Source organism: Planifilum fulgidum (genome assembly GCF_900113175.1).
Classification (GTDB): Bacteria; Bacillota; Bacilli; order Thermoactinomycetales; family DSM-44946; genus Planifilum; species Planifilum fulgidum.
In genome coordinates, this window is the sequence record NZ_FOOK01000023.1 from 21,009 (window position 1) to 34,628 (window position 13,620).

The 13,620-nt window shown below is 59.0% G+C and carries 13 protein-coding genes and 1 tRNA gene; 6 read left to right on the forward strand and 8 right to left on the reverse strand.

Annotated features, from left to right (window positions below):
• Positions 1 to 179: 179 nt before the first annotated feature.
• The 5 genes from BM063_RS17680 to BM063_RS12375 all read left to right on the forward strand — a co-directional run bounded on the left by BM063_RS17680 (position 180) and on the right by BM063_RS12375 (position 4,010).
• On the forward strand, positions 180 to 344 hold the full coding sequence (locus BM063_RS17680; RefSeq protein WP_177199134.1) for a hypothetical protein: 165 nt from the start codon (positions 180 to 182) through the stop codon (positions 342 to 344).
• 122 nt (positions 345 to 466) lie between these two features.
• Positions 467 to 1,345, forward strand: coding sequence for an ABC transporter ATP-binding protein (locus BM063_RS12360; RefSeq protein WP_218154441.1), 879 nt, complete (start codon positions 467 to 469; stop codon positions 1,343 to 1,345).
• Positions 1,329 to 2,135, forward strand: coding sequence for an ABC transporter permease (locus BM063_RS12365; RefSeq protein WP_218154442.1), 807 nt, complete (start codon positions 1,329 to 1,331; stop codon positions 2,133 to 2,135). The genes BM063_RS12360 and BM063_RS12365 overlap by 17 nt, the downstream gene beginning before the upstream one ends.
• A gap of 205 nt (positions 2,136 to 2,340) precedes the next feature.
• Positions 2,341 to 2,991: an SCO family protein gene (locus BM063_RS12370; RefSeq protein WP_143085339.1), complete on the forward strand. Its 651-nt coding sequence runs from the start codon at positions 2,341 to 2,343 to the stop codon at positions 2,989 to 2,991.
• A gap of 137 nt (positions 2,992 to 3,128) precedes the next feature.
• Positions 3,129 to 4,010, forward strand: a complete 882-nt coding sequence (locus tag BM063_RS12375) for a cytochrome c oxidase assembly protein (RefSeq protein WP_092039466.1) — start codon at positions 3,129 to 3,131, stop codon at positions 4,008 to 4,010.
• A 38-nt stretch (positions 4,011 to 4,048) separates the two neighbouring features.
• Here BM063_RS12375 and BM063_RS12380 read toward each other — a convergent pair whose 3' ends face one another.
• The 5 genes from BM063_RS12380 to BM063_RS12405 form a co-directional block, all read right to left on the reverse strand.
• On the reverse strand, positions 4,049 to 5,173 hold the full coding sequence (locus BM063_RS12380) for a site-2 protease family protein (protein WP_245752261.1): 1,125 nt from the start codon (positions 5,171 to 5,173) through the stop codon (positions 4,049 to 4,051).
• A 258-nt stretch (positions 5,174 to 5,431) separates the two neighbouring features.
• Positions 5,432 to 5,507 (reverse strand) — tRNA-Ala (locus BM063_RS12385).
• Between the two features lie 412 nt (positions 5,508 to 5,919).
• Complete coding sequence (locus BM063_RS12395) at positions 5,920 to 6,168, reverse strand: SelT/SelW/SelH family (seleno)protein (protein WP_483878453.1); 249 nt, start codon at positions 6,166 to 6,168, stop codon at positions 5,920 to 5,922.
• 85 nt (positions 6,169 to 6,253) lie between these two features.
• A complete protein-coding gene (locus BM063_RS12400; protein WP_143085340.1) occupies positions 6,254 to 8,350 on the reverse strand; it encodes a tetratricopeptide repeat protein in 2,097 nt (698 codons plus the stop codon).
• Positions 8,351 to 8,447: 97 nt separating this feature from the next.
• Positions 8,448 to 9,203, reverse strand: coding sequence for a protein kinase family protein (locus BM063_RS12405; RefSeq protein ID WP_143085341.1), 756 nt, complete (start codon positions 9,201 to 9,203; stop codon positions 8,448 to 8,450).
• Here BM063_RS12405 and BM063_RS12415 point away from each other — a divergent pair.
• On the forward strand, positions 9,184 to 10,770 hold the full coding sequence (locus BM063_RS12415; RefSeq protein WP_143085342.1) for an MFS transporter: 1,587 nt from the start codon (positions 9,184 to 9,186) through the stop codon (positions 10,768 to 10,770). The genes BM063_RS12405 and BM063_RS12415 overlap by 20 nt on opposite strands.
• Positions 10,771 to 10,794: 24 nt before the next feature.
• Here the strand turns inward: BM063_RS12415 and BM063_RS12420 are convergent, their stop codons facing one another.
• From BM063_RS12420 to BM063_RS12430, 3 genes are all read right to left on the reverse strand, one after another.
• Positions 10,795 to 11,784, reverse strand: coding sequence for an HD domain-containing protein (locus tag BM063_RS12420; protein WP_177199136.1), 990 nt, complete (start codon positions 11,782 to 11,784; stop codon positions 10,795 to 10,797).
• Between the two features lie 49 nt (positions 11,785 to 11,833).
• Positions 11,834 to 12,208, reverse strand: a complete 375-nt coding sequence (locus tag BM063_RS12425) for a hypothetical protein (protein WP_092039482.1) — start codon at positions 12,206 to 12,208, stop codon at positions 11,834 to 11,836.
• 271 nt (positions 12,209 to 12,479) lie between these two features.
• Positions 12,480 to 13,154, reverse strand: coding sequence for an OmpA family protein (locus BM063_RS12430; protein WP_177199137.1), 675 nt, complete (start codon positions 13,152 to 13,154; stop codon positions 12,480 to 12,482).
• Positions 13,155 to 13,620 lie beyond the last annotated feature (466 nt).

The following is a 13,620-nucleotide window of genomic DNA, read 5'->3' on the forward strand; positions in this document are numbered from 1 at the left end:
GGTCTGAAAAATCGCGGCGGGATGGCAACATTCATTTGAATGAACAATCATTCATTTGATTCAATTCGGATTATAAACGATTGAAGAACGAAATTCAAGACTTGTCGGGGGATTGACATTTGTTTTTTGCAGGGATAAAATTTAAAAACTGACATCCCTTGAAAGGAGGTCGACGTCCCATGCGGATGGAAATCGCCCAAAAATGCCGCCAATCCGCCGCAATCGCCCAAGCGGCAGCTTTTTGCCGCCGTCGCGGTCTTTTTGGCGTTTTTGCGGATTCCGTCTGCCCAAAATCGCATCGATCGCGCGTCGACCTCGGCAGGGGGATGCATCCCGAAGTTTGACCGGACAACTGCCACAGGTCGACACCGGCCTGTGTTGCCTTCATTGGGAGTTCCGCGTATCTCGGTCGCCGCACCACAGGCCGTCGCCTGTGGTTTTTTTTGTCGAAAAGGAGAGGTGAAGCATGACGCAAACCCTGGAAATGCCCTCTTCGCCCCGGACCGAAACCGTGCCGTCCGACAAAGAGGTGGTGATCGATTGCCAAGACGTGTCCAAACACTTCTACGAACCCGTGGAGGGAAGCCGCTCCTGGCGCAACCTGTTTCTCGGCGAACGCCGGTTGATCCGGGCGGTGAATCAGGTCTCTTTCCGGGTTTACCGGGGGGAGATCTTCGGTCTCCTCGGCTCGAACGGGTCCGGAAAATCGACCATGATCCGCCTGATCGCCACCCTCCTCTTCCCCGACGAGGGGAAGCTTACGGTGTTCGGCAAGGATGTGGTCCGGCACCAGCATGAGGTGCGCCGCCGCATCAACCGGGTGTCGGTGGAGGCCTCCTTTTTCAAGAAGTTGTCCTCCGTGGAAAACCTTCGCTACACCGCGCGCCTCTACGGCCTGTCCGCCGAGGAGGGGGAGCGGCGGGCGCTGAAAATCCTGCGGCGGCTGGGGATATCGGAACGGAAATCCCGCGTGCCCCTGGAAAACCTCTCCCGGGGGATGCAGCAAAAGGTGGCGATCGCCCGGGCCCTGATGACCGATCCGGAACTGGTGCTTCTGGACGAGCCGACCACCGGACTGGATCCCAAATCGAAGCGGGACGTCCAGGAGTTCCTGCTGGAGGTGAAAAAGAGCGGCCAAACCACGATGATTCTGACCAGCCACGACATGGACGAAGCGGAAAAGCTGTGCGATCGCATCGCCATCATCAGCAAGGGATCGCTGATCGCCCTGGACACTCCGGAAGGGCTGAAACGACAGACCGGAGCCTCCACGATGGAGGAAGTCTTTTTCCGATGTACCGGAATGGAATGGGAGGATGCACTGGCCGATGAAGACGATGAATGAACTGGGCGCCTTGGTCGCCTTCGTCGAACGCAGTTTTCGCCTCGTCAGGCGGTATCTCGCCTGGGAGGTGGTTTTCCTCTTCTATAACATCATCAACACCTTGACCATCGGATTGATCGGATACACCGCAGAGCCCGAAGCCCGGGGAGAGACCGTCCTCTTCCTGGTGATCGGCGCCCTCTGCTGGGGATTCATGGCGGTCCTTTTCGAGGAAGTGGCCAACACCATCACCTGGGAGCGGTGGGAGGGGACGATCGAGTACACCTTCATGGCCCCGATCCGCAGGATCACCCATCTGTTCGGAACCTGCCTCTTCGCCATCCTTTACGGCCTCGTGCGGACCATCGCCGTCCTGATCGCCGTCGCCTTCTTTTTCGACCTGCCCCTTCAGCAGGCCAACCTGCTGGGCGCCCTGGCGGCAGTCGCCGCCGCCGGTCCCGCCTTCATGGGCCTGGGGCTGATCGCCGCCGTGCTGCCCCTTCTCTCCCCCGAGCGGGGAACGCAGGCAACCCACATCATTCAGGGAGTGATCCTGTTGGTCTCCGGCATCTACTACCCGGTGTCGGTCCTTCCCGACTGGCTCCAGCCTCTGTCCCTCGTATCACCGGGAACCTACGCCCTCGAGGCGGCCCGGGCCGCCCTGCTGAAGGGGGCGGGAGTGCCCGAACTGCTTCCCGATCTCCTGCTGCTCCTCGGTTTGGGAGCGATCCTCATCCCCCTTGGACTGTGGATTTTTTCCGTCGCCGAACGGTACGCGATGCGGACCGGAAAACTGAAGCGGAGCGGATGAATTGGCGCCGGGGGTTTTCCCCCTTCGGACAAAAAACCGTCACTTCTCTGATCGGAAAGTGACGGTTTTTTGTCTTTCGGCCGGTTCCTTCCCGTTGTGTGATATCATAAGAGAGAGCCGGGCGAAACATTTCCAAACCGGCCAAAAAGGACGGAACGTCGGATCCGCCAGGATCCTTCGCAATAAGGGAAGGGAGAGGCATCCGATGAAAGACCGCCGCAAACAGTTGAAGCGGATCGCATGGTTCGGCGGAATCGGTCTCTTCGCGGCTGTTCTCATATGGAAGGCGTTGGACGTCGCCAATTGTTTCCCCGGCGGAGGTCCCGCCGCCTCCAGTGAGAACCCGGAAAGCGAAGCGGAGATCGCGTGGGAGGTTCCGGAGTTCGAAGCGGTGGACCAGGACGGAAAGCCCTTCAAGCTGTCCGATCTGAAGGGCAAGGTGTGGCTCGCCGATTTCGTCTTCACCAATTGCAACACCGTCTGTCCCCCGATGACGGCCAACATGGCGCTCCTCCAGAAGCGGCTGAAATTTGAAGGGCTGGATGTGGAGATCGTTTCCTTCAGCGTCGATCCGGAGCGGGACGATCAAAAGGCGATCCACAAGTTCGCCGAGCAGCACGACGTGGATTTCTCCAACTGGCATTTCCTCACGGGCTATCCCTTCGAGAAGGTCCAAAAGTTGTCGCGGGAAACCTTCAAAGCGGATGTCCAGATGGATCCCGAATCGGATCAGGTCATCCACGGCACCCAATTTTATCTCGTCGATCAGTCCGGAAAGATTCGGAAGATCTACAACGGAATCAAGCTGGACGACGATGAGATCGTGCAAGACGTCAAGGAAATGCTCGGAAAATGAAGGACGGCCCAGAGAAATCCGGACGGAAAAGCCGCACCGTCTTTTCCCGTCCGAATTTTTTCATCATCAATCGCCAACAATGGCCATAAGAAGCGGGGCCATCGAACGCCCGTCCCCCGAAAGGAGGGAGTTACTCCGTGGGATTTGAAGAACTGATGCAATTGTTTCGTTATCCGGCCAACTGGAACCTGCCGGGGAACCTGCTGACGGTTCTGGTGGGGGCCACTTATCTCCTCCTCGTCGGTCCCCTGCGCCGGCTGTTCCCGGGATCGACGCCCGTCCGTCCCGGCAAGAAAATTTGGTTTTTGAGCGGTTTGCTGCTCCTCTATTTCACACTGGGCAGCCCGCTGGACCTGCTGGCCCATGAACTGTTCAGCTTCCACATGTTGCAGATGTCGCTTTTGTACCTGGTCCTGCCGCCCTTTTTCCTGCAGGGCATTCCGGACTGGATGTTCCGCGCTCTCTTCCGCATCCCCGGCGCAAAACCGGCGGTTTCCCTCTTCACGCGCCCGATCGTGGCCCTCTTCGTGTTCAACGGGCTGCTCTCCATCTATCACGTTCCGCGGGTCTTCGACGCCGTCATGGGAGACCAGTGGCTGCACGCCGTCGTCCATATTCTCCTCGGAATCGCCGCCTTGTTCTTCTGGTGGCCCATCACCGCGCCGGTGGAGGAGCTGGACCGTTTGAGGAGCTGGAAAAGGCTCGTCTACATCTTTGCCGGCGGCGCCCTGCTCACCCCCGCCTGCGCCCTGATCATCTTCTCCGACAGCCCCATGTTTGCCCTGTACAAAGAGGGCTCCGCACTGGCGCCGATCCTGCCGCCTCTGGAGGACCAACAGCTGGGCGGCGTCTTGATGAAAATCATCCAGGAGATCTCCTACGGCATCGCCCTGGGCTACAATTTCTTCCTCTGGGTGGAGCAGGAACGGGCCAAGGAGCGGAAAGCGAAGGAAACCGACGCCGCTGCGCCGACGACCTTCGGCGGCGCGGGCGGCAAACCGCAGGCCAATCCCCAATGAAACAAGAAAAGCGGGTCCTGTGCGGGACCCGCTTTTCTTTATCCCTGCACCGCGGCGGGAGACTGCAGGGGCGCCTGCCCGAGCACGGCCAACATGAAAATGAGGAAGGCGGCCAAGCCGAAATAGGCGATGCCGTAACCGACACGGGTCAGGGGAGGCACCGAATAATACTCTTCGCTCTTCAGCAGGCCGGGACTCTCCTCGGAGGACGGGATGTAATCCACCAGCAGATGGAGGCGGACCTTCTCCCCGTCCGTCCCGGCGGGTTGGGTTCGAACCAGCCGGACCCGTTCGACAGTTCCCCCAAATCCCGTGGCGGTGTGGATGACGCCCAGTCCCGGATAAGCGATCTCGAGGCGGTGCTCCCTCGTCGCCACATCGCAGAAGAGGGAAAAGGGCAAGTCCCGGCGATGCTCCTCTCCCGGAACCAAGAGGCCCGCCTCCTCAAAGGAGCGGCGCTCCACATCCACCTTGATCACGCCGGTCACCTTGTTTTGTTTCCCCCTGCGGCGGGCGACATAGAATTCCCAAAGCTGCCAGGCGAAAATCAGCCAAACCAGAAAAAGAAGCGGACTGAAGGTATAAAGGACGAGAATGAGGCCCACCACCAGGCCCACAGCCCACAGCCAGCGGGAGATGGCCGTCACGATCCTACCCCCGTCGAGGGGATGAATCGGCAACAGGTTGAAGAGATTGATCAAAAACCCGATCGCCGCGATGGCATAGAAGGGGAGATAATCCGTCACCACCGCCAGGGCGTAACACGCAACGGCCCCCAGAGTGCCGACCAGAGGGCCGGCATAGGCGACGAACGCCTCGGTCACCGCATCCCGGGGCTGCTTCTTCAGGGTGATCAAGGCCCCGACAAAGGGGATGAAGGCCGGCGCCGACACGTCCAGTCCCTTTCGGCGGGCCGCCAGAACGTGACCCATTTCGTGGATGAAGATCATGATCACCAGGCCGATCGCCATCGTCCACGGAAAGACCAGAGCGTAGGCGCCCACCGACACCAGCATGCTGATCAGCGTTCCTCCGGCCTTCCCCAATTTCAACAGGGGCAGTATAAACTTCAATTTTCCCCCCAAGCTGAGCAGAAGGGCGGCCAGGCCTCCCGCCCATTTCCAGCCGTTCCGTCTCCCTTTCGAACGATTTTCGTCGTTCAAACCATCGTCCTCCCGGTATGCTCTGTTTTGGCTCCCCTTCATGTGCCACGGGGAGACCTTCGACAAAAACAGCCTCCATTCCCTTTTTTTCATCGGGATCGCTCACGTTCATGATACCCTCTTGAGGCGGATTCAAACAATCAAAAAAATGATGAATCTCATCCGTCCGCAAACGCGGCCCCCTCCTGCCGCCCAAGCAAAGAAAGACCGCGCGTGAGACTTATAAACAAAAAAACCCTTGTGACCAAGGGTTTTCATTGGTGGAGCTGAGCGGGCTCGAACCGCCGACCTCCTCGTTGCGAACGAGGCGCTCTCCCAGCTGAGCTACAGCCCCATGTATTCGTTTCGCACGCATCTATCATGTTACACGTTCGGCGGAAAAAAGTCAACCGGAAAAACGGAACAGATCCTCCAGCATTCCCCCAATAGGACCCCGATGAAAATGAAGGCCGCCGCGCGGCCGACAATGCGCTTCGGCCGCTCCGGCCCAATGTTCCGCTCCCCGCGGGCGCCGGATGCCTGAACAAACCTCCCGCCGCACATCGACAGCGCGGTGGGGACCCGCGCTCACCCCATGAATTCAAGGTGCGGCCGGCAATCACCCCTTCGTCCGGCCGGTATGCCCCGGAAAAGGGGAAGAGTGCGGCAAAAAATTTTGGGGATAAAAGAAAGGGCTTTCCGCCTCGACCCGTCAGCCGGTTTCGGCGGAAAACCCCTTTCCCTTCACTGCCGGCCGATCGCCGGCGTTACTTGCCCACCGCCTCTTTCATCAAGCGGGCGACTTCCCCCTCTTCGGCATGGCGACCGAGCTCCTTTTTGGAAAAGATCCGCTTTCCGTCCACATCCACCTCGAAGACTCCGCCGCTGGAGGGAACCAGGATCATTTCCCCGATCTGCCCGCGAAACTCGTTGAACAACTCCTCCGCCACACGGGCGGCATAGGGAGCGTAGTTTCAAGCCATGCAGAACTCGATGCGCACCCGGTATTTGTCCATGTCCTGTCACCCCTTGAAAAAGCGTTATCCTTCTCTTCTCCGCTGTATGCAGGGTTTCCTCCCGGGGAAATCTTATTCCCCCGAGTCAATTCGATTTCAACTTGGCAAGGGCCTTCTTGTAGCGGTCGTTGCCCGGTTCCAGCTTCACCGCCTTCTCCAGCGCCTTGATCGCCTCGGACTTTTTGCCCTGGGCCGTCAGGATCACCGCCAGCTGATAATGGTAAGAGGCCCGGTCGGAGTCCAGAACGATGGCCCGCTCCACCGCCTGTTTCGCTTTTTCGAGGTCACCGTAGTAGAAACGGCTCATCGCTTCGTAATAGTAAGCCTGGGAATAGCGATCATTCAGCTTGGTGGCCGCCTGAAAGCTCTCATAGGCCTTTTTGGCCAAGGCCCGCTGCTTTTCTTTCTTCTCTTTGGCGGAGAGGCTGGAATCCTTCTCCAGAAGCTCCCGCTTTTTCAGATGGGCCAGACCGAGGGTCATCCGGTATTTTTCATTGGAATCATTGAGCTGAACCGCTTTTTCCGCATGTTCGATCGACCGGTCGATCTCGCCGAGGCGAAACAGAATGACGGCCAAATCATGGTGATACACGGCGTTGTCCGAGTCCCTCTTCACGGCCTCCCCGATCAATTCGGCCGCGGTCCTCAGATCTTTCCGGGCAATGAAAATTTTGCCCCGGTGATACAAGTAGGTGGGATTGTCCGGTTCCAGCTGCACCGACCGATCGCTCGCCGATTCGGCGGTTTTCAGATCTTTGACGTGATAGGCGTACAAAGCCAGCAAATCATGAAGTTCCGCGTCGTCCGGGAATCGCTTGACCCCTTCTTGGAGGAGGAGGATGGCGCTCTGATAATCCCCCATCATCTGATAAAGTTCCGCCAGATGAACATAATATTCGCGCTTGCCGGGATCGGCGCTGACCGCCTTCCTCCCCATCAGGGTGGCCTGAGCTATCTGCTTGTTTTTCTTGGCTTCCACGGATTGACGGTACCATTCCGCCGCCTGTTCGGGATCCTCCTCCACATCCGGATCAAAGACCGCCGAGGATTTTGCATCGGCGGGATCTTTATCGGCAAAGAGCCAGTGATAGCCTCCCAGCCCGGCGAGCACCACGATACACGCAACCAGCGCCGCCAACAACCCCTTGGATTTCCAGAAGGGCCGGGAATCGCTTGAACCGGAGGGCGGGGGTTCCCCGGAAACGGGATAGGGAGACTTTCTCCCCTCGGGAACCAGGCCGGTCCCCGCCGCCTTTTCCGCTCCCGGAACGGGGGCCGCTCCTCTCCGGACGCCCCCGGGCCCCGGAATCCGATCCGCCCCGGCCGGGAAAGGGGTGACGGACGGAGACCGCCTTTCCGCATCCTTTCCGGCGGCAGTCCCGGGCACGGCAGGAGAAGGGAAGTTCCCCTTCGCCGGTTTCGCGAATGCGGGCCCGTGCTCCTGCGGAACACCCCCCGCTTCGCCGGATGCCTTCAACAAACCGGCCTCCAGCTGGGCGAGGGACGGCCGCGCCGCGGGATCGGAGGCGAGGGCCTGCCGAATCGCCCCGTCCCACACGGCGGGGATATCCCCCCGATAGCGGCGAAGCGGCGGAATCGCAGCGCCCTCCGGCGGCGATTGACCGGTCAGCAGCCGGAAGGCCAGGCAAGCGATGCCGAAAACCCAGTGTTTTTCCACATCCGGGATCTCAAGGCCGGGCAGGCCGCCGGACGCTCCCCCGTACAAAAAGCGGATGTTCCCCTCCGTCGTCTCCAGGATGTTGAGGGGGTCGACAACCGCATACTCCCCCTTTGGGGCCAGGCGACGGGCGTGACTGAACACCGCCGACAGCAGCCTTCGAACTTCCCCGATCGGAAGGGAGCCGGACTGAACCAGGCGATGGGCCAGCAGATTTCCCGACAAGGGGCGAAACACCCAATACAGCACACCCTCATCGACGAACGCTTCCTCCACCGGGAAAAAGGCTGCGTCATCCCTGGAAAGCATGCGGGCATCCTTTTCCGGCTTCCCGACCGCCAAAATGAAGCGCGTCGGCTGGAGCTCCCCCCGATCCGCCCCCCAGTCTCCGCTCTCCACCGCCGAATAGTACAAAACCCCTTGAACAAAAGGGAAGGCATCCAGTACCCGATATGTATAGCCGATCCAATCCCCCGACTGCTTCATCTTCATAGGATCGCTCAACGGCGGAAATCCCCTGAAGGGGAAGGGCCGTCCATCCTCCTTTCGCCGATGTTGTCAGGCAAACCCAAGCCGCGAATCAAAAACCCGGCGCGCGCAATCAATATTGGACCGACAACGCCGCCGCCGTCCTTTGGAAAATTTCAGACATCCTCGCCAAAGGGGGCCGCGCGGCCGGGTCGAGGGAACAAGCGCGCATCACCCACTTCTCCAACACCGGGGACACGTCGGATCGGAACGAGCGGATGGGCGCCGGATTCGGGGCTTGGGATGTAAGCCGCCTTCCGGTGAGGAGGGCATAGCTCAGGGCTCCGAGGGCGAAGGTGTCGGCGGAACGGCACCGGGCGAGGCTTTCCTCCGCTTCCCCGCCTCCGGCCGGGTGCGGCAGGAGCGCCAGGGGACCACCGTAGATGAAGCGGATGGCCTTTCCGGAGGTGATCAGGATGTTTTGCGGATGGACCACGGCAAACTGGCCTTGCTCATACAGGCGAAGCAAATGGAGCGACACCCCGTGGAGAATCCACAGCGCCTCGTCGAGGGGAAGGGGCCCGTCCTTTTCAAGGCTGTGCGCAAGCAAAGTTCCTTCCAACCGGTAAAAGACCTGGTACAGGACGCCTCCCTCGACAAACGCCTCCTGGAGGGGAAAAAGGATATCTTCGTGACGATTCCTTTTGAGCTCATCCGCATCGACACGGGACAAGCCGCCGATGGCGTGAACGAAGCGGGTGCGGGAAAAATCGCCCCCCTCTTCCTCCGCATAATAGAGCACTCCCTCCACAAAGGGGAATGCCTCCATCACCCGGTACTTCCCTCCGATTTTTTCGCCGGTTTCCTTGATGACCATCTCCTCATTCACCCCGCAAAATCCCCCGGGCATCGCCTTCCGATGCTTTTTATATCCACCGTTATTTTTTTGCGACGGAAACCTCCTTCGTCTCCTCCCATTCTACCACGAAAGGCATTCTTCGACATCCCCCTTGACCCGCTTCCCGCAAGGAAAAGAAGCTTTTGGCGGCGAATCTTTCCGTGAGGCGGATTCGCAAGCGTTGAACCCGAACAACCCGCTTTTCCGACGCCGCCCCCGCCCGCAATCCCACGCCTTCGAAGGAGGACTGAATGTGAACAAACGTGCCGTCCGCGGCTGGATCATGTACGACTGGGCCAACTCCGCCTTCGCCACGACCATCATGGCCGCGGTGATGCCCATCTATTACGCTGACGTGGCCGGAAAAAACCTGGCTCCCGCCACGGCGACCGCGTACTGGGGCTACACCCAGTCCATCGCCCTCGCCTTTGTGTTTCTGCTCTCTCCCGTCCTGGGGGCCATCGCCGATGCCACCCGATCCAAGCGGAATTTTCTTCTCTTTTTCACGCTGATGGGCGTTGGCTCCACGGTGGCGATGGCCTGGATCGACGAGGGGGAATGGCTGTTTGCCTCCGTCCTGGTCATTCTGGGAACCCTGGCCTTTTCCGGGGGAAACGTGTTCTACGACGCCTTCCTGCCCGAACTGGTTCCGGAAGAGAAGCAGGACATGGTTTCCTCCAAGGGCTTCGCCTTCGGCTACATCGGCGGCGGTCTGCTTTTGGCCGTCAATCTGGCGATGATCCAGTTTCCCGAAGCCTTTCTGCTGTCCGACACCCTCGCCGCCACCCGGCTGGCCTTCGTCAGCGTGGGCCTGTGGTGGTTTCTCTTTTCCCTGCCCCTGTTCCGCCATGTCCGCGACCGGGACCTTGGCATCCGCCCGGACCGGATGGCGCCGGGGATCGTGGCCGAAGGATTCCGGACCGTCGGCCGGACGCTGCGGCGAATCCGGCGTTATCCGGAACTTTTGAAGTTCCTGATCGCCTTCTGGTTTTTCAGCGACGGCATCAACACGATCATCAAAATGGCCACCATCTACGGCCGGGAAATCGGCATCGGTCAGACGGATCTGATCGCCGCCCTGCTGATCACCCAGTTCGTGGGCATTCCCTGCACCCTGCTGTTCGGAAAGGTGGCGGAGCGCGTCGGCGCGATGCGCACGCTGATCACCACGCTGGTGATTTATTTGATCATTGTCACTCTCGGTTATTTCATGAAGACCGCCCTTCATTTCTACCTGTTGGCCATCCTGGTCGGCTTCGTCCAAGGGGGCAGCCAGGCCCTGGCCCGCTCCATCTTCAGCCGGCTCGTCCCGTCCGGAAAAAATGCGGAGTTTTTCGGCTTTTACGGCCTTACAGGCAAATTCGCCTCCATCTTCGGCCCCTTCCTTTTCGGCCTCGTCGGACAGCTGACCGGCACCAGCCGGGCGGGCATCGTCTCCCTGGCCCTCTTCTTTCTGGCGGGCATTGTCATCCTGTTGTTCATCGACCTGGAGAAGGGGAAAGCCGAGGCGGAAGCGGAATCGGCGGAATCCGCGGCTCCTTCCCCGGCGGCGAGGTGATTTCCTCCCCGTTTCCCGGGCAAATCACTCCGCCACCCGGATGTAGACGCCCCGGAGGCTCCGCCTCCGGGCATATTCGATTTTCTCCCGCACCCGTTCCGACACCGCCGAGGCCCGCACCGCCGTGCCGGGCGAACGGCCGCTCTTGTCGGATCGGTAAATCAAAGGGTCGACCATCCGGGGTTTGCTGCGGAAATGAAAATCGGCAGCCTGTTCGCTTTCCTCCACCCGGACCCCTTCATGGAGGCGATCCAAAAGGGCCCTTACTTTCGCATCGCCGCCGGAACGCATCTTTTGGATCATCTGTTCGTCGTCCAGGAACCAATCGTCGAAACACAGCGCTCCGATATTCAGACTGCGCCGGATCGCCTCGGCCAGCGTCAGTTGGGCATACGCGTTGAGGGGATCGAGAAAAAAATCGATCACTTCCTCCACATACCGGTCCACAAACCACTCCGCCATCTCCGCCGAAGAAACGCCGATCCCTTCCGGTCCGACCGACAGGTCATCCAGGAAGCGTTTCACCTCGGAAAGGGAAAGACCGCCGTACCGTACCCGATCCCGCAAGGTGTAGTCGATCCGGTCGGCCGACAGGTCGGGAAGGGGTTTCTCCAGCAGAGGCCATTTTCCGGAAAAAATCGATTCCGGATGGAAGCCGTGCTTTTGCAGGATGGCGGAGATCTCCGACTCCCGCAAAATTCGGCGATGCCACCGTTCATGCAGATTTTCCTCCCCCTCGCCGTACACGTAATCCACCACGTGGGAGAAGGCCGTATGGCCCACATCGTGCACAAGCCCCGCAATCTGCTCCTCCAGACTGCCGCCCAACCGACGGATGAGCAACATCACACCCACCGAATGCTCGTACCTCGTCCCATTCCACTCCGGCCTGACCAGATAGCCGGCACCTCCCTGATGAATCCGCTTCAAGCGCTGAAGGGGAGCCGACCGGATCAGATCGGCCAGCACCCCTTCCACTTCAAAGCAACCATAAAGGCAATCGGTGATTTGCATGATCTTCTCCCTTTCGAAATCCCTTTGTTTCTCCGTCAAGGGTTTCATCTCAGCGGGAAAAAAGCCCGATCACATATTCCGCTTCATCGGAGGAATAGGATTGTCTGATGCTTGTGAGGTCTTCTTCTGTCAGGGGGACCACCTGCAGGTTCATCCCGTTTTCCTCAACGAGGCGCTCCACCGTCTTGATCTCATCGATATCGTAAAACCTGAATTCGCATTCGTTCCCGGATAAAGAAAAGGAGTAGAACAGTCCGAAACGATCCCGGATTCGACCTGGAAGCAGTTTTACATGATCGATTTCCTCCCAGGAATAAAGCTTGCTTCCTTTATGATCGTAGTAGATGCCCTCATCGGTCAATTCACAGTAAGGAGACGGATTGGTGGTTTCAATGGCCAGTAAAATCAAAGTGAGGATAAACACGGGAAGCCCCGCCCCCCAAAACACGAAAAGAAGTTGGGATGGCGATCCAACCATTGTCCCAACCAATCATTCAGCCGATCGACCATGAATACTCCCTCCTCCCATCCATAACATATCATCCCACCTGAAAAGGAAGGGTCTTTTCCCGTACCTTCGCTGTCCTCGCCCCGCGCCCTGTTTCAGCAAAAAAACCGCGTGGCTTGGGAGGAGACATCCCCCCCACGCGGCTTGTCCGCACCACGGGGCGGAAGCGATTCCGCCCCGCCACCCCCTATTTCGGCTCAACCACAAACTCCACCCGCCGGTTCTTCTGCCGGTTGGACTCCGTGTCGTTGGGAACCAGCGGCTCCCTTTCCCCGTAGCCCTTCGCCGTCAGCATCGACGCCGGCACGCCGAACCGGTCGACCAGCGCCTTTCTCACCGCCTCCGCCCGGCGCTGGGACAATTTCATGTTGTAGGCGTCGCTTCCCTTGCTGTCCGTATGACCCTTGATGAGAACCTTGAACTCTTTCCCCCCGTCCTCCTTCAGCGACTCCGCGATCTTCTCCAGCACCGGATATGCCTCCGACCGCAGTTTGCTGGAATCAAAATCAAAAAGGATCTTTTCCGGAATCCGGATCAGGGCCCGATCCTCATCCTGCTTGATCTCCACCCCACCGGGCAAATCGATGGGTTGCGGTACAGGCATCGGTTTTGGAGTGGGCATCGGTTTCGGTGTCGGCATCGGCTTCGGCGTCGGCATCGGCTTCGGCGTCGGCATCGGCTTCGGCGTCGGCATCGGTTTCGGAGCCTCCGCCTTCTTTGGCGTCTCCATGGGCTCCACCCCGGCTACTTCCTTTTTTTCACCCTTTCCCTCAGGCTCTTCTCCCTCCGACGAGCAACCGGCTGTCAAAAAAGCGGCCAGCAGCACGCCGATCACCAGTCCTTTGGCAAATCGCTTGCCCATGTTTCTCCCTCACCCTTTCTCCGTATGTCCTGGGAAACCCCGCCCACAGAGCCGACCGGGTTCACCGGCCGCCTTTATCCTTGTCGTCAGCCCCCTTCTCCCGGGTTCATTCACCCCTCGCAAAAAAGAGCGGAAATCAAAAAAGCCTTCGTCTGAGCAGCTGGTGCAATTGCAACCTGGACATCCCGACGATGGCAGTGCATGAAAGGAATGGGATGACACAAAATATTTTCAATAAACCCCAAAGGATTTCCTTCCCGTTCAAATGAATTTCCCAATATTATCCAATACTCGCCGTTGTTCCAAATCCCTTGTGCAAAGACTAAACGGATCCGATTTACATGTTCAGGAAAATTGCAATGAGAAACCGGTCCATTTTATTAATCAATAGGGCGTCAGATATGGAATTTCCACGCCAGGGCAACCGGTTTCAAAACAGGATTCGCCGGCTGGTGAAAGCCCTTCA